The organism is Streptomyces sp. NPDC056061, from assembly GCF_042266885.1.
GTDB lineage: Bacteria > Actinomycetota > Actinomycetes > Streptomycetales > Streptomycetaceae > Streptomyces.
The window spans coordinates 20,315-39,433 of the sequence record NZ_JBHJWQ010000023.1 but is presented as its reverse complement, the minus strand read 5'-3'; the positions used below and the strand labels follow the sequence as shown (position 1 = coordinate 39,433).

Below are 19,119 nucleotides of genomic sequence, written 5' to 3'. Positions count from 1 at the left end.
ATGTGCGGAAGTTGGTCGGTCGTCGCGCCCGGTCGGCGGGATCAGTCGTGGGAGTGGAGGGGCTTGCCGGCCAGAGCCAGGTGGGCCTCGCCGAGCGCCTCGTTCTGAGTCGGGTGGGCGTGGATGAGCTGCGCGACCTCGGCGGGCAGCGCCTCCCAGTTGTAGATCAGCTGGGCTTCGCCGACCTGCTCGCCCATACGGTCACCGACCATGTGGACGCCGACCACCGCACCGTCCTTGACCTGGACGAGCTTGATCTCGCCCGCGGTCTTCAGGATCTTGCTCTTGCCGTTGCCCGCGAGGTTGTACTTCAGGGCGACGACCTTGTCCGCGCCGTAGAGCTCCTTGGCCTTGGCCTCGGAGATGCCCACGGAGGCGACCTCGGGGTGGCAGTACGTCACCCGCGGGACACCGTCGTAGTCGATCGGGACGGGCTTCAGACCGGCCAGCCGCTCCGCGACCAGGATGCCCTCGGCGAAGCCGACGTGCGCGAGCTGGAGCGTCGGGACCAGGTCGCCCACGGCCGAGACGGTGGGCACGTTGGTCTGCATGTACTCGTCGACGAGGACGTAGCCGCGGTCCATCGCGACGCCGGCCTCCTCGTAGCCCAGACCCTGCGAGACCGGGCCGCGGCCGATGGCGACCAGCAGCACCTCCGCCTCGAAGGTCTTGCCGTCGGCGAGGGTGACCTTGACGCCGTCCTGGGTGTACTCGGCGCTCTGGAAGAACGTGCCGAGGTTGAACTTGATGCCGCGCTTGCGGAAGGCGCGCTCAAGAAGCTTCGAGCTGTTCTCGTCCTCGACCGGGACGAGGTGCTTCAGGCCCTCGACGATCGTGACCTCGGTGCCGAAGGACGTCCACGCCGAGGCGAACTCGACGCCGATGACGCCGCCGCCCAGCACGATCGCCGACTTCGGGACGCGGTCCAGCTTCAGCGCGTGGTCCGAGGAGATGATCCGGTTGCCGTCGATCTCCAGGCCCGGCAGCGACTTCGGCACGGAGCCGGTCGCGAGCAGCACGTGGCGGCCCTGGACGCGCTGGCCGTTCACGTCCACCGAGGTGGGGGAGGAGAGCCGGCCCTCGCCCTCGATGTAGGTGACCTTGCGCGAGGCGATGAGACCCTGCAGGCCCTTGTACAGGCCCGAGATGACGTCGTCCTTGTACGCGTGGACGGCGTTGATGTCGATGCCCTCGAAGGTGGCCTTGACACCGAACTGGCCGGCCTCGCGCGCCTGGTCGGCGATCTCGCCGGCGTGCAGCAGCGCCTTCGTGGGGATGCAGCCGTTGTGCAGGCAGGTGCCGCCGACCTTGCCCTTCTCGATCAGGGCGACGTCCAGGCCCAGCTGGGCCCCGCGCAGGGCCGCGGCGTAACCGCCGCTGCCGCCGCCGAGGATCACTAGGTCGAAAACGGTGCTGGCGTCGTTCGCCACGTCACGTCCTCCATGCATGTGCGCCGTACGCCGGGCCCCGTCGCTGGGGGATGACCGGCCGGTCGGCTGGTGTGCGGCCGCTTTGTCTGTCGGCCCTGTGGTGGGGGCCCTGTCCTGCCGAAGACCCATCTTCGCACTTGTCGGCGGTCGGCGGGACGCGGGGCCCGGTCCGGGAAGGATGATCATCCGCCCCGAGGGGTTACCGCTCCGTACTGAGCTGCTGATTCCGTCGAGAGCGAAACCCCCTTCGCGCCGCGGTGCCCTCGTCGGCGCCGCGGGGGACGGCGTTCGCGCCACGACCGGATCGGTCCCCGTGATGCCACGGGGGGAACGCGTACGGCCCCGGACGTATGCCCGGGGCCGCAGGTCGGTCGAGAACTCAGCCGAGGTCGCCGGCCGCGGTGCGCTCGGCCAGCCCCACCAGCGTGCGGACCGCGGAACCGGTGCCGCCCTTCGGCGTGTAGCCGTACGGCGCGCCCTCGTGGAAGGCCGGGCCCGCGATGTCCAGGTGCGCCCAGGTGATGCCCTCGCCCACGAACTCCTGGAGGAACAGACCGGCCACCAGGCCGCCGCCCATCCGCTCGCCCATGTTGGCGATGTCGGCGGTCGGGGAGTCCATGCCCTTGCGCAGGTCGGCGGGGAGCGGCATCGGCCAGGATGCCTCGCCGACCTCCTCGGCGATCTCGTGGATGGAGGTCCGGAAGGCGTCGTCGTTCGCCATGATGCCGAAGGTGCGGTTGCCCAGCGCGAGGACCATCGCACCGGTCAGGGTCGCCACGTCGACGATCGCGTCCGGGTTCTCCTCCGAGGCACGGGTCAGCGCGTCGGCGAGGACGAGACGGCCCTCGGCGTCGGTGTTGAGGACCTCGACGGTCTTGCCGCTGTACATGCGCAGCACGTCACCGGGGCGGGTGGCGTTGCCCGACGGCATGTTCTCCGCGAGCGCCAGCCAGCCGGTGACGTTGACCCGCAGGCCCAGGCGCGCGACCGCGACGACGGCCGCGAACACGGCGGCGGCGCCGCTCATGTCGCACTTCATCGTCTCGTTGTGGCCGGCCGGCTTCAGCGAGATGCCGCCCGAGTCGTAGGTGATGCCCTTGCCGACCAGGGCCAGGGTCTTCTCCGCCTTCGGGTGCGTGTAGGCGAGCTTCACCAGGCGCGGGCCGTGGTCCGAGCCCTGCCCGACGCCCAGCAGGCCGCCGAAGCCGCCCTTGACGAGCGCCTTCTCGTCGAGGACCTGCACCTTGATGCCGTGCTCCTTGCCCGCGGCGGTGGCCACGGCGGCGAAGGACTCGGGGTACAGGTCGTTCGGCGGGGTGTTGATCAGGTCGCGGGCGCGGTTGATCTCCTCGACGAGCGCGGTGGCGCGCTCGGCGGCGGCCTTGTACGCCTTGTCGCGCGGCTTGGCGCCGAGCAGGGCGACCTCGGCGAGCGGCAGCTTGGCGCCGTTGCCGTTCTTCTTGCCCTTGGGGGCGAGCTTGTCCTCGCCGCCCTGGTACGCGGTGAAGGCGTACGCGCCCAGGAGCGCGCCCTCGGCGATCGCCCCGGCGTCCTCGGCGGACTCGACGGGCAGTGCGAAACCCGCCTTCTTCGTACCGGTCAGGGCGCGGGCGGCCGAACCTGCGGCGCGGCGCAGCGCCTCGGCGTCGTACGCCTCGTTCTTCTTCGGGGCGGAACCGAGGCCGACCGCGACGACGACCGGGACCTTGAGGCCGTCGGGAGCGGGGAGCTTGGTCACCTCGCCCTCGGCACCGGCGGCACCCAGGGCATCGAGGACGGTGGCGAGCTTTCCGTCGAACGCCTTGTCCACGGCCTCGGCGCCCGGCGCGAGAACCGGCCCCTTGGCGCCCTTGGCGACGCCCACGACGAGTGCGTCGGCGCGCAGCGTCGACGCACCTGCAGTGCTGAGAGTGAGAGCAGTCACGGTGGTGAAATCTCGCTTCCGTTGAGTTCGTTGGTGGTCGATGGGTGGGCCGACCGTGCCCGGCGCATCGTAGACGCCGCCGCAATGTGCCGGGAATGAGCCTACGCGCGCCTTTGCTGCGGGATCACGGGGGCGGGCCGACGACGGCGCGCGGCCGTGTCGTGCGCACGGTCGCGGACGGCCGGGGCGGGGGCGGCGGCGCCGGAGGAAGCGGTACGCATAGGGTCGTCGACGGTGCCGTACACAGGGGGGAGAACCATGCGCGCCCGAGGGGCTGCCCGCGTGACACGACCGGGGCCGGCGCTGCCGGCCGCCGTGCTGGTGCTGCTGGTGCTGCTGGCCGGCTGCACCGCGGCGGAGCCGGAGCCGGGCCCCGGCGACGAGGGCGGCGGCCGTTGGCGGCCGAAGCCCGGTATCGGCTGGCAGTGGCAGCTCTCCGGCAGGCTCGATCCGACGGTGGACGTCCCGGTGTACGACATCGACGGCTTCGACAACGAGGCGTCGGCCGTCGCCGACCTGCACCGCCGGGGCCGCCGGGTGATCTGCTACCTGTCCACCGGGGCCTGGGAGGAATTCCGCCCGGACGCCGGGAAGTTCCCCGCCCGGATCCTGGGGAGGGGCAACGGCTGGGAGGGCGAGCGGTGGCTCGACATCCGCCGTACCGACATCCTGGAGCCGCTGATGGAGAAGCGGATCGAGATGTGTGAGCGGAAGGGCTTCGACGCGGTCGAGCCCGACAACATGGACGGCTACCGCAATTCGACGGGCTTCCCGCTGACCGCCGCCGACCAACTGCGCTACAACCGGCTCATCGCCCGGATCGCGCACCGCCACGGACTCGCCGTCGGCCTGAAGAACGACCTCGGGCAGATCCCGGAACTGGAACCGGACTTCGACTTCGCGGTCAACGAGCAGTGCGCGCAGTACGACGAGTGCGCAAGCCTCACCCCGTTCGTGAAGGCCGGCAAGGCGGTGTTCCACGTGGAGTACGAACTGCCGGTCGCCCGGTTCTGCGCCACGTCGCGGAAGCTGGGGCTCAGCTCGTTGCTCAAGAAGTACGAACTGGGCGTCTGGCGCGAGGAGTGCCCGGCGGCCGGGTAGGTCGTGTCCGGTCAGGAAGCGGACAACGCCGAGCGTCGACGCGTGCGGGCCCGTGTGGAACACGCCTTCGTCCGCTTGAAGCACCACAAGATCCTCCGCGACTGCCGGCGACGCGGCAACGGCCTCCACTACGCAGTCCAAGCCGTCGCCACCCTCCACGACCACGCCCTGGCCGCCTGATCCACAACGTCACGGATCCCGGCTCCACCTGCCCGACCACAGCCTTCTGCAACACGCTTCAGCCGAGCGCCAGGACCACCAGGGCCGTCGTCGCCGCCGTCTCGGCGAGCGCCCCGAAGACGTCGCCGGTCACCCCGCCGAAGCGCCGCACGCAGTGCCGCAGCAGGAGTTGGGCGACCGCGAGGGCGGCCGTCGCGGCGAGGGCGTGGCGCAGCGCCCCGTACCCACCCAGCAGCGCACCGGCCCCCGCGCAGGCGGCGACCACGCCGACGCCGACGGCCACCGCCGCCGCCCCCGGGACCGTCCCCGCCACCGCCGCCCCCAGCCCCTCCGGACGCGCCGCCGGCACGCCCCGGCGCGAGGCCAGGGTCAGCGCCAGCCGGGCGGCGACCGCGGAGACGGCCGCCGCCGCCGCGCCGTGCGCCCAGCCCCGCGCGTACAGCTGGTCGAGGACCGCCACCTGGGCCAGCAGCACGAACAGCAGGGTGATCACGCCGAACGGCCCGATGTCCGACCGCTTCATGATCCGCAGGGCGTCGTCGGCCGGTCTGCCGCTCCCCAGGCCGTCGGCGGTGTCCGCGAGACCGTCCAGGTGCAGCCCCCGGGTCAGCACCGCGGGCACGGCGGCGGAGGCCGCCGCGGCGAGCAGCGGGCCGGAGCCGAGCAGCAGCGACAGGCCGCCCGCCGACGCCGCGAGCACCCCCACCACCAGGCCCGCGAGCGGGGCGCAGAGCATCCCGGTGCGGGCGGTGTCCCGGTCCCACCGGGTGACGCGGACGGGAAGCACGGTCAGGGTGCCGAAGGCGAAACGCAGGCCATGGCCGTTCAGGAAGGTCACGGCGCGCAGGCTAATCGCTGCGACCGGCCGATAGATTGGGTAAAACGTGATGAAGTGTGACGGAAGCTGTCGAATCGAGGGTGGGTGGTGTGAGTCACTGGTTCGACCGGAACATCATCGAGCCGGGCAAGCTGCCGCTGCTCCTCGCCCTTGCCGCGTTCGTGCTCACCTTCGCCGTCACCCGGGTCGTCACCCGGATGATCAGGGCGGGGAAGGGGCCGTTCCGCAACATCACGCCCGGTGGGCTGCACATCCACCACGTGGTGCCCGGCGTGGTGCTGAGCGTCGTCGGGGGCTTCGGGGCGGTGGCCAGCGGGCGGCACGGTGTCTCGGCGGGTATCTGCGCGGTGGTCTTCGGCGCGGGCGCCGGGCTGGTGCTGGACGAGTTCGCCCTGATCCTCCACCTCGACGACGTGTACTGGACCGAGGAGGGACGTCAGAGCGTGGAGGTCGTGGTGCTCACCACGGCCCTCGTGCTGCTCGTCCTGGCCGGGTTCTCGCCGTTCGGCGTGAACGAGCTGAGCAGCGACGAGCAGCAGAGCAGGCTCGGCGTGATCCTGACCCTGGTCGTCAACTTCTGCTTCGTCCTGATCGCGCTGTCCAAGGGCAAGGCGCGGATGGCGGTGCTCGGCACCCTCGTCCCGTTCGTCGCGCTGATCGGCGCGGTCCGGCTGGCCCGGCCCACCTCGATGTGGGCGAAGCGCTTCTACCGCCGGCGTCATCGCGCCCGTGCCCGGGCGGTCCTGCGCGCCTACCACCACGACGTGCGCTGGGCGGGACCGCGCCGCAGGCTTCAGGACCTCATCGGAGGCGCGCCGGACCGGGTTCCGGTCCCCGGACGCAGGTCCTGAGCGGGGCGGTTCGCGGCGCGGTGCCGGTGCCGCGCGGTCGTGACGGCGCACAGCACGAGCACCGCGGCGATCGCCGCCAGATGCTCCTTCCCGGCCAGGTTGTTCTTGAGGACCACCTCGACCACCATCGTCACGATCACCAGGCCGCCGGTGAACCGGGCCCGGTGGATGAAGCACACGTACACGGCGAGACCGACCACCGCCGCCGACGGGCCGGTGTCCACCACCGAGGCGTCGGACGCCGGAAGCCCGAACGGCCCGTCCGGGCCGAGCGCGATGCCGATCCGCGCGTACAGCGTCCCGGCGAGGGTGGCGACGTAGGCGAGCGCGAGCGTGCGCCACCGGCCCAGGCAGATCTCAGCGATCCCGAACACCACCAGGATCTGCGCCAGCGCCCCCCACGCCGGCAGGTCGAGCGCCGGGACGAACAGCGACAGCGGGGTGCGCAGCAGGGCCGCCCACAGCGGGTCCTCGGCCCGCACCGACCCCAGGGCCAGCACCGGGCCGACGCCCCACGGCCGGGTCTGCGCCGCGTGGAGCAGCCCCGTCAGGCAGACCGCGCCGAGCGTCAGGGGGATCACCCGCGGCGGGGGGCCCACCAGCCCCGCGCGCACGGTCCCCGCCAGTGGCGCCCACTCGCGGCGGGCCGCCCCGCGCAGGACGCCGACGGGTCTCACCCACCGGTCCCGAGATGCGAGCGGTGCAGCCACTTGGGCAGACCGGGCGCCTCCAGGAACCCTTCGGCACGGCCCGCGGACAGGCCGATGCGCAGCAGGTCGGAACTCTTCTCGAAGAGCATGAAGCGCGGCTCCCAGATCGGCCGGTACTTGGCGTTCGCGCGGTACAGCGACTCGATCTGCCACCAGCGCGAGAAGAAGCTGAGCATGGAGCGCCACAGGCGCAGCACCGGTCCGGCACCGAGCCGTGAGCCCCGCTCGAAGACCGAGCGGAACATGGCGAAGTTCAGCGATACCTGAGTCACCCCGATCGTCCCGGCGCGCTGGAGGAGTTCGATCACCATGAACTCCATCAGGCCGTTTTCGGCCTCCCGGTCGCGGCGCATCAGGTCCAGCGAGAGCCCGTTCGGTCCCCACGGCACGAAGCTCAGCAGGGCCCGCAGTTCGCCCCTGCCGCCCTCCTCGGCGGGCGCGTCACGGCATTCGAGCATCACGCACCGGCCGTCGGCCGGGTCGCCGAGCCTGCCCAGCGCCATCGAGAAGCCGCGCTCGGTCTCCCCGTCCCGCCAGTCGTCGGCACGGCGGACCAGCTCGGCCATCTCGTCGTCCGGGATGTCCTCGTGACGGCGCACGGTCACGTCGTACCCGGCCCGCTTCACCCGGTTGTACGCCTGGCGCACGGTCCGCATCGCCCGGCCCTCCAGGGTGAACTCGGCGGTCTCCACGATCGCCTCGTCGCCCAGTTCCAGCGCGTCCAGGCCGTGCCGCGCGTAGATCGTGCCGCCCTCCTCGCTCGCACCCATCACCGCCGGGACCCACCCGTGCTCGCGGGCCTCGGCCAGCCACGGCACGATCGCCCCGGGCCATGCCTCCGGATCGCCGATCGGATCGCCGGAGGCCAGCGAGACCCCGCCGACCACCCGGTAGGCGACGGCCGCCTTTCCGGTCGGCGACCAGATGACGCTCTTCTCCCGGCGCAGCGCGAAGTAGCCGAGCGAGTCGCGGTCCCCGTGCCGGTCGAGCAGGGCCCGCAGCCGGGCCTCGTCGTCGGGGGTGATCGGGTCGACGGCCCGGCGGGAGCGGAACGCCGCGTACACGACGGCGATCAGCAGCAGCGTGGAGAGGATGTTGATGGAGACGTTGACCCAGCTCGGCGTGGTGATCCCGTCGTAGTTGGTGTCGTTGTCGGCGATCGACACCAGGCGCAGGGTGCCGTAGCGCCAGCGGTCCAGGAAGGTCGAGCGGTATTCGTCGTGGGCGGTGTTGGTGAGCGTGACCAGGCCCGCCGCGATCAGCGAGGTGAACAGCAGCCCGACGCCCGCGACGGCGGTGGCCAGCTTCGGGTTGGACCGGTCGCCCTTGGCGTAGAACTCGCGCCGGCCCAGGAGCAGCGCCAGCACGAACACCGCGGTCAGGAGCAGCGAGATCCAGTTCTGCGGGTACTGCCGTACCTCCGGGAACGGGATCACCAGGGCGAACAGCAACAGCAGCAGACTGCTCACCACTATGTTCACGATCCACGCGGCCCGCTTGCGGCGGCGCATGGTGATCGCCAGGAAGAGCGCCACCACCCCGGACGAGAAGCCCGCGGTGAGCAGGTACGGGGTGAAGAGGTTGGCGGTGTTGTGGCGACGCAGATCGTTGCCGAGAGTGACCCAGACCGCGCTCAGGAAATTGATGAACGAAACGACGCGCAGGTACCAGATGGCGAACGCGGCACTGCGGCGTGACCGGACGGTGCTCGGTGCCCGGGTGCCGTCCCGCCCGGAATCCTCGGTGGACAATCGGACCTCTCCCATGAAAAGCGATCATATGGTGCATCGCGCCGTGGGAGAGGACCGCGCTGCGGCCGGTGTTGGCCACAGCCCTGTCGGGTCCGTCAGCCGTCGGTCGCGCCGATCGTGTCGGTCGTGCCGCTCCGGTCGGCCTCCTCGCCGGTGCCGCCCTCCCCATCGGCGACGGGTGCGCGTTCGGGCAGCTCCGCCGCCAGCGCGGCCGCGGCCCGAACGAGCGGGAGTGCGAGCAGGGCCCCACTTCCCTCGCCCACGATGACGCCGTGGTCCAGCAACGGGTTGAGTGCCATCCGGTCCAGCGCCTTGGCCTGTGCCGGTTCGCCGCTGGTCTGGCCCGCCAGCCACCAGTCCGGCGCCCGGAAGGCCGCGCGCTGGCCGACGAGCGCACAGGCCGCCGACACCACCCCGTCCAGGATCACCGGCAGCCTGCGCACCGCGCACTGGAGCAGGAAACCGGTCATCGCCGCAAGGTCCGCGCCCCCCACCGTCGCCAGCAGCTCCAGCTGGTCCCCGAGGACCGGCCGGGCCCGGCGCAGCGCGTCCCGGATCGCCGCGCACTTGCGCATCCACGCCAGGTCGTCGATGCCCGCACCACCGCGCCCGGTGACCACCGAGGCGTCCGTGCCGCACAGGGCCGCGATCAGCGTGCCCGCCGCCGTCGTGCCGCCGACGCTCAGGTCTCCCAGCACCACGAGGTCGGTGCCCGAGTCGGCCTCCTCGTCGGCGATCGCCATGCCGAGCCGCACCGCCCGCTCGGCCTCCTCGGCCGTCAGGGCGTCCTCGACGTCGATCCGGCCGCTGCCCCGCCGCACCCGGTGCCGCACCACGGACTCCGGCAGCAGCTCCGGATCGCAGTCCAGGCCGGCGTCCACGATCCGCACCGGCACGGAGAACTGCCGGGCCAGCACGGCGAGCGGGGTCGCGCCCTCCAGCGTGGCCCGCACCAGCTCGTGCGCGCTGCCGGCCGCACGTCCCGAGACGCCCAGCTCGGCGACCCCGTGGTCCCCGGCGAAGAGCACCACGCGCGGCCGCTCGATCGTCTTGACCGGCACGGACTGCTGGGCGGCGGCGAGCCATTCGCCCAACTCGTCCAGGCGGCCGAGCGCGCCCGGCGGGACGACGAGGCGTTCCCGGCGTTCCTCGGCATCGCGCCGTACACCGCCGTCGGGGCGTTCGATCAGGTCGGAGAAGTCGTCCAGATTCACGGGGGTCTGCCTCGCGGGTCGATGCGTGAGTGGGTCCGGCGAGCCCGGCGCGGGCTCACTGCGGAACAGTACCCGCCGTGTTTCCGGCAGCCGGGGGGACGAAGCGACCCGGCGGGCACGCGGGGCCGTCCCGGTGGAGCCCGGGGCCACCGGGCGGACACCCCGGTGGGGGAGCCTCACGGCGGCGCCGTGTCGCCGAACCGCAGCCGGGTCATCGCGGGCGTCAGGGCCCGCAGCCCCGGCAGCATCGCCTGGAGCCGGATCAGCTCGCCCGTCGCGCCCCGCCCCCGCGGCAGCCGCAGCGCTCGCACCTCGGTGATCCCCGGATGCGCGCCGAGCAGTTTGTGCCGTTCACCGGGGTCCATCGCCCAGCGCATCGGCGGAATGGTCATGCCGCCGACCTTCCACCGCCCGGTCATCGTGTGCCGGGCGGGGCGGCGCGCCATCGAGTCCATGACGAGGACGCCGCCCGGCAGCCGTTCGGCGCAGGCCGCGAGGATCGCCCGCACCTCCGGGGGACGCAGGTACATGAGCAGCCCCTGCGTCGTGACGACGACACCGCGCCCGCGCGGGTCCTCGATCTCGTCCAGCCACGCCGGATCGGTCGCCGACCGGTCCAGGACGCGCATCCGCTCCGAGGTGGGCAGCAGAGTCCGGCGCAGCTCGGCGACTTCCGGAAGCTCCACGCTCAGCCAGTTCAGCGTTCCGTTGTCCACCCGCCAGAAACCGGTCTCCAGACCGTCGCCGAGGGCGACCACGGTGGCCCTCGGCCGTTCCAGGAGGTACTCCTGCACGGCCAGGTCGAAGCAGCGCGAACGCAGCCCCTGGAGCTGCGCGTAGTACGCGTTCGGCCGCCCGAACCGCTCCTCGAAGGGATAGTCCAGGGCCTCCAGCAGCCTCGGGGCCAGCGGATCGTCCAGCACCGCATAGCGCTGCGCCGCCTCGTGGGCCCGGTTGTAGAGCGTCCACAACAGGGTCTCGGGGACCCCGCTCAGCATCGGTCGTACCCGCGCCATGACCGCTCCTCCTCGTCCGTGGTTCCGCCGCGCCGCCGCGTGTCCCGTGTCCCGTGTCCCGGCCCTCCGGCTTCCCGGCATCGCGGCCCGTCGGCCCGGCCGCCGGTCAGCCGCGCAGCACGAGCGCCTGTCCGGCCACGACCAGCAGCACCTGCTCGCACTCGTCGGCGAACGCGGCGTTCAGGCGCCCCAGTTCGTCCCGGAACCGGCGCCCCGCAGCGGTGGCGGGCACCACGCCGGAACCGGTCTCGTTGGTCACGGCCACGACCGTGCGACGGGTCCCGCGCACGGCGGCCACCAGCTCCGCGGTCCGCTTCCGCAGCGCGCTGCGCCCGCCGCCCGCCCACGCCGTGTCGTCCCAGGCGTCCACCCGGTCCATCGCGTCCGTCAGCCACAGCGACAGGCAGTCGATCAGCAGCGGCGTCCGGTCGTCCGACTCCAGCAGCTCCACCAGCTCACAGGTCTCCTCGGTGCGCCAGGCGGCGGGCCGCCGCTCCCGGTGCAGGCCGACCCGGACCGCCCATTCCGCGTCGCCCTCCCGGCTGCCCCCGGTCGCCACGTACACCACCTCGGGGAACGTCTCCAGGCGGCGCTCGGCCTCCACCGACTTCCCCGACCTGGCCCCGCCCGTCACCAGCGTGCGCCGCGGCACCACGGGCAGTGCGGGGTACTCGCCCGCCACCAGCGTCGTCCCGTCCGGCACGGCCCGCGCGCCGGCCGCCGCGAGCCGCCGGTCCAGCTCGGCGCCGGGCGGCGCGTCGTGGTCCAGATGGACGGCGATGATCTCGGTGTGCGGTCCGATCGCCGCGGCGGCCCTCAGCCGCGCCACCCCGTCCGGACGTGCGACCACGTCGCCGACCACCACGTCGTACGGCTGCGCCATCCGGTCCGTGAGGCCGGAGGGGGCGGCGCCCGGCGGCAGGTAGAGCAGCCGGGTGCCCTCCGGCGCGGTCACCTCGTAGCCGGTGCCCGGCGCGTCCATCGGCACCGCCCGCACCCGGTGGCCGCTGATCAGCGTCAGCTCCCGTCCGTCCGGCACCCGGCCGGCCGGCGGCAGCCCGGCGGGGAGCTCCAGGGCGGGCCCGTCGTGCGGATGGGTGAGCAGGACCTGTCGCACGCCGGTGAGCGAATGCCCCGCGCGGGCGGCGGCGAACACGGCCCCCGGAGTGAGATCGAGCAGCAGCGCGTCGTCGACCAGTACCGCGGTCGCGGCCCGTGAACGCGCCCCGCGGGAGGTGGCGCAGGCGGCGCAGAGGCATTCGGGGCGCGGCAGCCCGTCGGGGCCGCCGGTGCCGAGCAGAGTCAGTTCCACGCTTTTGATCCTCCCGCGTTCGCGTGGCGGATGCGCGCCCTGGGGTGTCCGGTACCGGGGCGGAGCACGGAGCGGGGCGGGGCGCCGAGCGCCGGTGAGCCGTTCCGGTCCGCGCCGCCGCCCGTCGAGGAGCGGGTGCGGGGCGCGTGCCTCGGGCGTGCCGGTCGTGGGCCCCGTACGGGACGCGGGCGGGCCGACGGGCGCGGGTCTTCGGCCGGTGCGGCGCCGAGCGTGCGTGCCGGGGGTCGCGACGGGGCAGACGTTGCCTGTCGCGGCACTAGGCTGCGGTGAGCAGAGCGACCCGGGAGGCGTGCATGGCGTGGACATGGCGGTTCGAGAAGTCCGACGGTACGGAGACGGAGCCGGCCCTGCCGGTGGAGGGATTCACCACGCAGGGTGATGCGGAGTCCTGGATCGGGGAGTTCTGGCAGGAGCTCCTCGACGGCGGGGCGGAGCAGGCGACGCTCTTCGAGGACACCACCAAGATCTACGGCCCGATGAGCCTCCGGGCCGATCAGACCGATCAGGGCTGATCTCGCGTCCCGGTTCCGGCGACGGGCACGCCCGGCGCGGCCCACCGCCGGAACCGGGCGGCCCTCAGATCTCGCCCAGCGTGACCTGGGCCGTCCGCTGCGCCCCGTTGCGCAGGTACGTCACCGTGACCTTCTGGCCGGGCTTGTCCGAGGCAAGGGCCTCCGACAGGGAGGTGATCGTGGTGACCGGCGTGTCACCGATCCCGGTGATGATGTCGCCCGGCCGCAGTCCCGCCTTCTCCGCGGCGCCGCCCCTGGCCACCCTGACCAGGGCCACCCCGGCAGGCCGGTAGTTCTGGTCGACGACAGTGCGTCCCGTGATGTTCAGGGCGGCCCGGCCCGAATCGATCACCCGGCCGCTCTTGATGATCTGATCGGCGACCGTCTTCACCATCGACACCGGGATCGCGAAACCGATCCCCGGCGCCGCACTGCCGCCCAGATCCGGGTCCGTCGCCGCCAGGGTCGGGATGCCGATCACCTCGCTGTTCAGGTTGACCAGCGCGCCCCCGCTGTTGCCCGGGTTGATCGCCGCGGAGGTCTGCACCATGTTCGCGATCGTCGCGCCCGTGCCGCCCCCGGCGCGCCCCTCGCTGACGGTCCGGCCGACCGCGGAGACGATGCCCTGCGTGACGCTGGAGGACAGGCCGAGCGGGGAACCCATCGCCAACACGATCTGCCCCACCTCGACCTTCTCCGAATTGCCGAACTTCGCCGGCTTCAGGCCCTTCGGCACGGTGCCGAGCTTGATGACGGCGAGGTCCTGTTCCGGGTAGGTGTACACGAGGGAGGCGCTCAGCTCCTTCTCCCCGGTGGCGGTCGTGACCTTGAACGTTGTCGCGCTGCCGACCACGTGGGCGTTGGTGACGATGTGGCCCTCGGCGTCGTAGACGACGCCGGACCCCAGCCCCGCGGGCGCCTCGATCTGCACGACCGACGGCAGCACGTTCTTGATCACGGTCTCGTATTGGCTCTGCAGGTCCGTGCCGTCGGCCGCCCGGGAGACGGAGCCCTGCCGCGAGGAGACCGGCGCGGTGGTGGCGCCGGACTCCTGCGAACCGGTGCCCTCGCCCGAGCAGCCGCTCACCAGGGCGATCGCACAGGCCCCTGCGGTCATGGGCAGCAGCAGCCGTTGCGCACGGCGGCGGGAGTGGATTGCGTCCATGTCCGGATCATTGCTTTTCGCCCCGGCGACGGCCCGCTGTATTCGGCCGTGCGGGTGATGCGTCGGGCCCCTCCGGAAGCCGTCGGGAGGGACGGGGAAGGGCCCGCGACCCCGTAACGCCGGGGCCGTCAGCCCCGTACGCCGCAGAGGTGCAGCAGCGCGGCCACCCGGCGGTACGGGTCGGTCCTTCCGGCCCGGTCCTCCACGGCCAGCATCCGTTCCAGTTCGGCGGCGGCCGGCAGCTCCACGTCGTTGCTCACGTTGTCCGTGAAGACACGCACCCCGTACCAGGCGTGCAGGGGCGCGGCGATGCCCGCGAGCGTGGAGGTCAGGGCGTCCAGCCGGTCGGCCCGGACCGCGAGGCCGAGCCGGTTCGTGTACGCGTCCGTGTCGAAGGCGTCCAGCGCCGCCTCCCAGTCCCCGGCGTTGCCGGGCCGCATCACCAGCGCGTCGGCGTTCCGCACGAGCAGCGAGAGCAGTCCGCCGGGAGCCAGCATCCGGGCCAGCCCGGCCAGCAGCGCGTCCGGTTCCCGGATGTACATCAGCACGCCGTGGCAGAGCACCACGTCGAAGCTGCCCGGCAGGAAGTGCACCCCGGTGTCCAGGCCGTCGCCCTCGATCAGCCGCACCCGCTCCCGGATGCCCGCCGGCTCGCCGCCGAGCGCCTCACGGGCCACCAGCAGCATCTCGGCGTCGGACTCCAGCCCCGTCACGGTGTGCCCGGCGCGGGCCAGGCGCAGCGCCTGGGTGCCCTGCCCCATCCCGACATCGAGGATGCGCAGCCGCTGGCCGACCGGGAAACGGGCCGCGATCTGCTCGTCGAGCTGCCGGGCGACGAGCTCCTGGCGGACCGTGTTGCGCAGCCCTCCGAGTCCCTTCAGCCATGCCGAGGACGCCCCCGAGAAACCGGTGACGGGGACGATGTCGCCCGGGGAGCCGGCGGGCACGCCGCCGGGCGAGCCGGAGATGTCTCTGCTCAGGGCCTTTCTCCACGCTTGACCTGCGGCTTCGGCAGCCGAAGCCGACGCATCTGGAGCGAGCGCATCAGCCCGTAGGCGACAGCGCCGCGCTTGGGGGTGTTGGGGAAGCGCTCCTTCAGTTGCTTCCTCATGCGGAACGACAGCCCGATCGAGTCGACGACGATCAGGACGATCACGAAGAGCCAGAGCAACAGCGAGATGTTCTGGATGTTCCGTACCTGGATCACGCTGAGGACCAGGATGATCACCGCCATCGGCAGGAAGAACTCCGCGACGCAGAAGCGCGAGTCCACGTAGTCGCGGACGAAGCGCCGCACCGGGCCCTTGTCGCGGACCGGCAGATAACGCTCGTCGCCGTTGGCGAGTGCCTCGCGCTGCCTGGCGAGATCGGCGCGGCGCGCCTCGCGCTGCCGCTTCATGGCCTCCTTGCGGTCCAGCGGCGTGCCGCTGGAAGCACGACGGCGCTGCGACTGGGCCTCGCTGCGCTTGGGGGTGGGGCGACCCTTGGGTGCCTGCGGGTCGCGGGGCTGCTTGGAGAGGTCGGCCGTCACCTTGTCGGTGGGCGCCTTCTCTTCCTTCGAACGGCTACGGAACACAAGGCCCAAGGGTACGGGGTCGATCGCCGCGCCCCCAGGCCGGTCGGGAACGATCCGGCAACGGAGCGCGTCCTCGCAGGTGTCACCATGGATTCCGCACGGATGCCGCGCCGGTTTCCCGGGCCGTCACCTACTCCCTGGGCCGGAGCGGTGACCGGACGCAGTCGTCCTTGGGGAGGAGCACATCCGTGCTCGAACAGTGCGGTAATAGAGGCAGGGCCCGTACTGTGGGTTCTGTTGGAGTGCTGGAGCTCAGTCCGTCAGAAGGGGGCGCGCGAAGCCCATGAGCGGTGTCATGAAGCGTATGGGGATGATCTTCCGCGCGAAGGCAAACAAGGCCCTTGACCGGGCCGAGGATCCGCGCGAGACCCTCGATTACTCGTATCAGAAGCAGCTGGAGCTGCTTCAGAAGGTGCGCCGCGGTGTTGCCGACGTGGCCACCTCCCGCAAGCGGCTGGAACTGCAGCTGAACCAGTTGCAGGGGCAGTCGGCCAAGCTGGAGGACCAGGGCCGCAAGGCGCTCGCGCTCGGCCGCGAGGACCTGGCCCGCGAGGCGCTGTCCCGGCGTGCCGCCCTCCAGCAGCAGGTCACCGACCTGGAGACGCAGCACTCCACGCTGCAGGGCGAGGAGGAGAAGCTCACCCTCGCGGCCCAGCGGCTGCAGGCCAAGGTCGATGCCTTCCGTACCAAGAAGGAGACCATCAAGGCCACCTACACCGCCGCCCAGGCGCAGACCCGCATCGGCGAGGCGTTCTCCGGGATCTCCGAGGAGATGGGCGATGTCGGCCTGGCGATCCAGCGGGCCGAGGACAAGACCCAGCAGCTCCAGGCCCGTGCGGGCGCGATCGACGAGCTGCTCGCCTCCGGCGCCCTGGACGACCCGAGCGGCACGGCCAAGGACGACATCGCCGCCGAGCTGGACCGGATCTCCGGCGGTACGGACGTCGAGCTGGAGCTCCAGCGCATGAAGGCCGAGCTGGCCGGCGGCCCCGCCCAGCAGGCGATCGAGGGCGGCCCGCAGGACGCCGCGCAGCAGCAGACGTCCCAGTCCCCGCACAAGTTCGACAAGAACTGAGGAAACGTCATGATCGTACGGATCATGGGGGAGGGCCAGGTCGCCCTGGCCGACAGCCATCTCGCCGAGCTCGACAGGCTCGACGAGGAACTGCTGGCCGAGATCGAGAGCGGTGACGGTCCCGGTTTCCGTGCCACCCTCCACGCGCTCCTGGCCGGCGTGCGCGAGTTCGGCACACCCCTGCCGGACGACTCCCTGGAACCGTCCGAACTGATCCTGCCGTCGCCCGACGCGACCCTCGAAGAGGTGCGCGCGATGCTCCGCGACGACGGCCTGATCCCCGGCTGACGCACCTCCGGCACTCCAGCACCGCACCATGCCCTGCCCCGGACCGGCCCGCCGGTCCCGGGGCAGGGGTGTGTCCGGAGTGCCCGGTGTGTCCGGCACCGGGGCGTCCCGGTCCGCCGCGCGACGCCTCTTCTTCGAACCGGCCGGACGGAATTCGCGCGACACGCCGTAACGTGGCTTGACGTGACCACCCTCGGAACCGGCGTTCTGCGTGCCCGGCACTGGCTGCGCGGCCATCGCCTGGCGCTGGACGCCGCGCTCGCGCTGGCCGTGCTCGTGGCCATGATCATCGGGTCGTTCCTGCATCCCGGCGCACCGGACGGCGCGGCCCTTGGTTCCCGAGATCCCCGTCCGAGCAGCGTGCTGATGATGGTGCTCGGCGCCGTGGCGCTCGTCTGGCGGCGGCGCAGCCCCATGGCGGTGCTTGCCGTCACCGCCGGGCTGACCATCGTCGAGCTGATGATCAGCGACCCGCCGATACCCGTGGTGATGAGCAGTGTCATCGCCCTGTACACGGTCGCCTCCCGCACCGACCGGCCCACCACCTGGCGGGTGGGCCTGCTGACCACCGCCGCGCTGACGGCGACGGCCATGTGCTTCGGTGAGCCTCCCTGGTACAGCCAGGAGAACTTCGGCGTCTTCGCCTGGACCGGCCTGGCCTGTGCGGCGGGGGACGCCGTCCGCTCCCGGCGCGCCTTCGTCGACGCGATAAGGGAGCGGGCCGAGCGCGCCGAGCGGACCCGTGAGGAGGAGGCCCGGCGCCGGGTCGCGGAGGAGCGGCTGCGGATCGCACGCGACCTGCACGACGTCGTCGCCCACCACATCGCGCTGGTCAACGTGCAGGCCGGGGTGGCCGCCCACGTCATGGACCGGCGGCCCGACCAGGCGAAGGAGGCGCTGGCCCACGTCCGGGAGGCGAGCCGCAGCGCGCTCGACGAACTCCGGGCCACGGTCGGGCTGTTGCGGCAGTCCGGCGACCCGGCGGCGCCGACCGAACCGGCCCCCGGGCTCGCGGTCCTCGACGAACTCGTCGACACCGTGCGGCGGGCCGGGCTCCCCGTCGAGGTGGCCTGCACCGACCGGCGGCCACCGCTGCCTGCGGCCGTCGACCTCGCCGCGTACCGGGTCATCCAGGAGGCGTTGACCAATGTGCGCAAGCACGCCGGGCCCGGCGCGAAGGCCGAGGTCAGCGTCGTACGGGTCGGGGTCACCGCCGAGATCACCGTGATCGACAACGGCACGGGCGGCGGCCACAACACGGACGGCGGCGGCCACGGCCTGCTCGGCATGCGGGAACGCGTCACGGCACTCGGCGGAACCCTCAGCGCCGGGCCCCGCTACGGCGGCGGGTTCCGGGTGCATGCGATCCTGCCCGTCGAGGCCCGGACGGCAGAGCCCCAGGAGCCGGGCACGGCGGGCCGGACGGGGGAGAACGCATGACACCGCCCATCAAGGTGCTGCTCGTCGACGACCAGGCGCTGCTGCGCAGCGCGTTCCGGGTGCTCGTCGACTCGGAGGCCGACATGGAAGTGGTCGGCGAGGCGGCGGACGGCGGCCAGGCCGTGGAACTGGCCCGCGCGAACCGCCCGGACGTGGTGCTGATGGACATTCGGATGCCGGGCACGGACGGGCTCGCCGCGACCCGCATGATCAGCGCCGATCCGGAACTTGTGGACGTCCGGGTGGTGATGCTCACCACCTTCGAGGTGGACGAGTACGTCGTGCAGTCGCTGCGGGCCGGGGCGTCCGGCTTCCTCGGGAAGGGCGCCGAACCGGACGAACTGCTGAGCGCCATCCGCATCGCGGCGGCCGGCGAGGCCCTGCTCTCCCCGACCGCGACCAAGGGACTGATCGCCACCTTCCTCGCGCAGGGCGGCAGTTCGGACGCCGGGGGTCCGGGCTCCGCCGCGTACTCCGAGCGGCTCGCCGCGCTCACCGGCCGGGAACGCGAGGTGCTCGTCCTGGTGGCGGGCGGACACTCCAACGACGAGATCGCGGAGCGGCTCGTCGTCAGCCCGCTGACCGTCAAAACCCATGTGAACAGGGCGATGGCGAAACTGGGCGCCCGGGACCGCGCGCAATTGGTGGTCATCGCCTACGAATCGGGTCTGGTGCGCCCCAGGGTGGAGTGAGGGGTGGAGACGGGATGTACTCC

Annotated in this window: 18 protein-coding genes and 1 pseudogene; 8 read left to right on the top strand and 11 right to left on the bottom strand. The window is 72.4% G+C overall.

Annotation, left to right across the window (positions count from 1 at the left end; all coding sequences use genetic code 11):
- Positions 1-41: 41 nt before the first annotated feature.
- Positions 42-1,430: a dihydrolipoyl dehydrogenase gene (gene lpdA / locus ACFC79_RS27425; protein WP_376245130.1), complete on the bottom strand. Its 1,389-nt coding sequence runs from the start codon at positions 1,428-1,430 to the stop codon at positions 42-44.
- Positions 1,431-1,809: 379 nt separating this feature from the next.
- Positions 1,810-3,354, bottom strand: coding sequence for a leucyl aminopeptidase (locus ACFC79_RS27420; protein ID WP_376245127.1), 1,545 nt, complete (start codon positions 3,352-3,354; stop codon positions 1,810-1,812).
- 258 nt (positions 3,355-3,612) lie between these two features.
- Here ACFC79_RS27420 and ACFC79_RS27415 point away from each other — a divergent pair, with 258 nt between their 5' ends.
- Together ACFC79_RS27415 and ACFC79_RS27410 are read left to right on the top strand one after the other, a co-directional pair.
- Complete coding sequence (locus ACFC79_RS27415) at positions 3,613-4,455, top strand: endo alpha-1,4 polygalactosaminidase (RefSeq protein WP_376245124.1); 843 nt, start codon at positions 3,613-3,615, stop codon at positions 4,453-4,455.
- Between the two features lie 9 nt (positions 4,456-4,464).
- Positions 4,465-4,635 (top strand): annotated as a pseudogene (locus ACFC79_RS27410) (IS5/IS1182 family transposase); the annotation flags it as partial.
- 58 nt (positions 4,636-4,693) lie between these two features.
- On the opposite strand, the gene ACFC79_RS27405 reads toward ACFC79_RS27410, so the two are convergent.
- Complete coding sequence (locus ACFC79_RS27405; RefSeq protein WP_376245121.1) at positions 4,694-5,473, bottom strand: adenosylcobinamide-GDP ribazoletransferase; 780 nt, start codon at positions 5,471-5,473, stop codon at positions 4,694-4,696.
- A gap of 89 nt (positions 5,474-5,562) precedes the next feature.
- Here ACFC79_RS27405 and ACFC79_RS27400 point away from each other — a divergent pair, with 89 nt between their 5' ends.
- Entirely contained in the window at positions 5,563-6,324 is a 762-nt protein-coding gene (locus ACFC79_RS27400; RefSeq protein ID WP_376245118.1) for a hypothetical protein, read from the top strand.
- Here ACFC79_RS27400 and ACFC79_RS27395 read toward each other — a convergent pair.
- The 5 genes from ACFC79_RS27395 to ACFC79_RS27375 all read right to left on the bottom strand — a co-directional run bounded on the left by ACFC79_RS27395 (position 6,267) and on the right by ACFC79_RS27375 (position 12,327).
- Positions 6,267-7,001, bottom strand: coding sequence for a hypothetical protein (locus tag ACFC79_RS27395; protein ID WP_376245116.1), 735 nt, complete (start codon positions 6,999-7,001; stop codon positions 6,267-6,269). The two genes, ACFC79_RS27400 and ACFC79_RS27395, sit on opposite strands and share 58 nt — an antisense overlap.
- Positions 6,998-8,800: a phosphatidylglycerol lysyltransferase domain-containing protein gene (locus ACFC79_RS27390; RefSeq protein WP_376245113.1), complete on the bottom strand. Its 1,803-nt coding sequence runs from the start codon at positions 8,798-8,800 to the stop codon at positions 6,998-7,000. The genes ACFC79_RS27395 and ACFC79_RS27390 overlap by 4 nt, the downstream gene beginning before the upstream one ends.
- Positions 8,801-8,880: 80 nt before the next feature.
- Entirely contained in the window at positions 8,881-9,999 is a 1,119-nt protein-coding gene (cobT, locus tag ACFC79_RS27385) for a nicotinate-nucleotide--dimethylbenzimidazole phosphoribosyltransferase (protein ID WP_376245110.1), read from the bottom strand.
- Between the two features lie 176 nt (positions 10,000-10,175).
- Complete coding sequence (locus ACFC79_RS27380) at positions 10,176-11,015, bottom strand: class I SAM-dependent methyltransferase (protein ID WP_376245107.1); 840 nt, start codon at positions 11,013-11,015, stop codon at positions 10,176-10,178.
- A 106-nt stretch (positions 11,016-11,121) separates the two neighbouring features.
- Entirely contained in the window at positions 11,122-12,327 is a 1,206-nt protein-coding gene (locus ACFC79_RS27375) for a bifunctional adenosylcobinamide kinase/adenosylcobinamide-phosphate guanylyltransferase (protein ID WP_376245104.1), read from the bottom strand.
- A 314-nt stretch (positions 12,328-12,641) separates the two neighbouring features.
- Here ACFC79_RS27375 and ACFC79_RS27370 point away from each other — a divergent pair, with 314 nt between their 5' ends.
- Positions 12,642-12,860 (top strand): hypothetical protein, encoded by a 219-nt coding sequence (locus ACFC79_RS27370; RefSeq protein ID WP_376245102.1) that lies wholly within the window; start codon positions 12,642-12,644, stop codon positions 12,858-12,860.
- 64 nt (positions 12,861-12,924) lie between these two features.
- Here ACFC79_RS27370 and ACFC79_RS27365 read toward each other — a convergent pair whose 3' ends face one another.
- From ACFC79_RS27365 to ACFC79_RS27355, 3 genes are all read right to left on the bottom strand, one after another.
- A complete protein-coding gene (locus ACFC79_RS27365; RefSeq protein ID WP_376245099.1) occupies positions 12,925-14,025 on the bottom strand; it encodes a S1C family serine protease in 1,101 nt (366 codons plus the stop codon).
- Between the two features lie 128 nt (positions 14,026-14,153).
- Positions 14,154-14,906 carry a class I SAM-dependent methyltransferase gene (locus tag ACFC79_RS27360; protein WP_376245374.1) on the bottom strand — a complete coding sequence of 251 codons (753 nt, stop codon included), beginning with the start codon at positions 14,904-14,906 and terminating at the stop codon, positions 14,154-14,156.
- A gap of 95 nt (positions 14,907-15,001) precedes the next feature.
- Positions 15,002-15,601 carry a DUF3043 domain-containing protein gene (locus ACFC79_RS27355; RefSeq protein WP_376245096.1) on the bottom strand — a complete coding sequence of 200 codons (600 nt, stop codon included), beginning with the start codon at positions 15,599-15,601 and terminating at the stop codon, positions 15,002-15,004.
- A gap of 295 nt (positions 15,602-15,896) precedes the next feature.
- Here ACFC79_RS27355 and ACFC79_RS27350 point away from each other — a divergent pair, with 295 nt between their 5' ends.
- The 4 genes from ACFC79_RS27350 to ACFC79_RS27335 all read left to right on the top strand — a co-directional run bounded on the left by ACFC79_RS27350 (position 15,897) and on the right by ACFC79_RS27335 (position 19,096).
- Positions 15,897-16,676: a PspA/IM30 family protein gene (locus ACFC79_RS27350; RefSeq protein WP_376245093.1), complete on the top strand. Its 780-nt coding sequence runs from the start codon at positions 15,897-15,899 to the stop codon at positions 16,674-16,676.
- Positions 16,677-16,685: 9 nt separating this feature from the next.
- Complete coding sequence (locus tag ACFC79_RS27345; RefSeq protein WP_376245090.1) at positions 16,686-16,964, top strand: hypothetical protein; 279 nt, start codon at positions 16,686-16,688, stop codon at positions 16,962-16,964.
- Between the two features lie 183 nt (positions 16,965-17,147).
- A complete protein-coding gene (locus ACFC79_RS27340) occupies positions 17,148-18,404 on the top strand; it encodes a sensor histidine kinase (RefSeq protein ID WP_376245087.1) in 1,257 nt (418 codons plus the stop codon).
- Positions 18,401-19,096: a response regulator gene (locus ACFC79_RS27335; RefSeq protein WP_376245084.1), complete on the top strand. Its 696-nt coding sequence runs from the start codon at positions 18,401-18,403 to the stop codon at positions 19,094-19,096. Before ACFC79_RS27340 ends, ACFC79_RS27335 begins: the two co-directional genes overlap by 4 nt.
- Positions 19,097-19,119 lie beyond the last annotated feature (23 nt).

Bases quoted from the DNA above. Each gene is read 5' to 3' on its own strand.
- ACFC79_RS27415 (WP_376245124.1), top strand. From the start codon at position 3,613: ATGCGCGCCCGAGGGGCTGCCCGCGTGACACGACCGGGGCCGGCGCTG.
- ACFC79_RS27390 (WP_376245113.1), bottom strand. From the start codon at position 8,800: ATGGGAGAGGTCCGATTGTCCACCGAGGATTCCGGGCGGGACGGCACC.
- ACFC79_RS27380 (WP_376245107.1), bottom strand. From the start codon at position 11,015: ATGGCGCGGGTACGACCGATGCTGAGCGGGGTCCCCGAGACCCTGTTG.
- ACFC79_RS27370 (WP_376245102.1), top strand. From the start codon at position 12,642: ATGGCGTGGACATGGCGGTTCGAGAAGTCCGACGGTACGGAGACGGAG.
- ACFC79_RS27365 (WP_376245099.1), bottom strand. From the start codon at position 14,025: ATGGACGCAATCCACTCCCGCCGCCGTGCGCAACGGCTGCTGCTGCCC.
- ACFC79_RS27350 (WP_376245093.1), top strand. From the start codon at position 15,897: ATGAAGCGTATGGGGATGATCTTCCGCGCGAAGGCAAACAAGGCCCTT.
- ACFC79_RS27345 (WP_376245090.1), top strand. From the start codon at position 16,686: ATGATCGTACGGATCATGGGGGAGGGCCAGGTCGCCCTGGCCGACAGC.
- ACFC79_RS27335 (WP_376245084.1), top strand. From the start codon at position 18,401: ATGACACCGCCCATCAAGGTGCTGCTCGTCGACGACCAGGCGCTGCTG.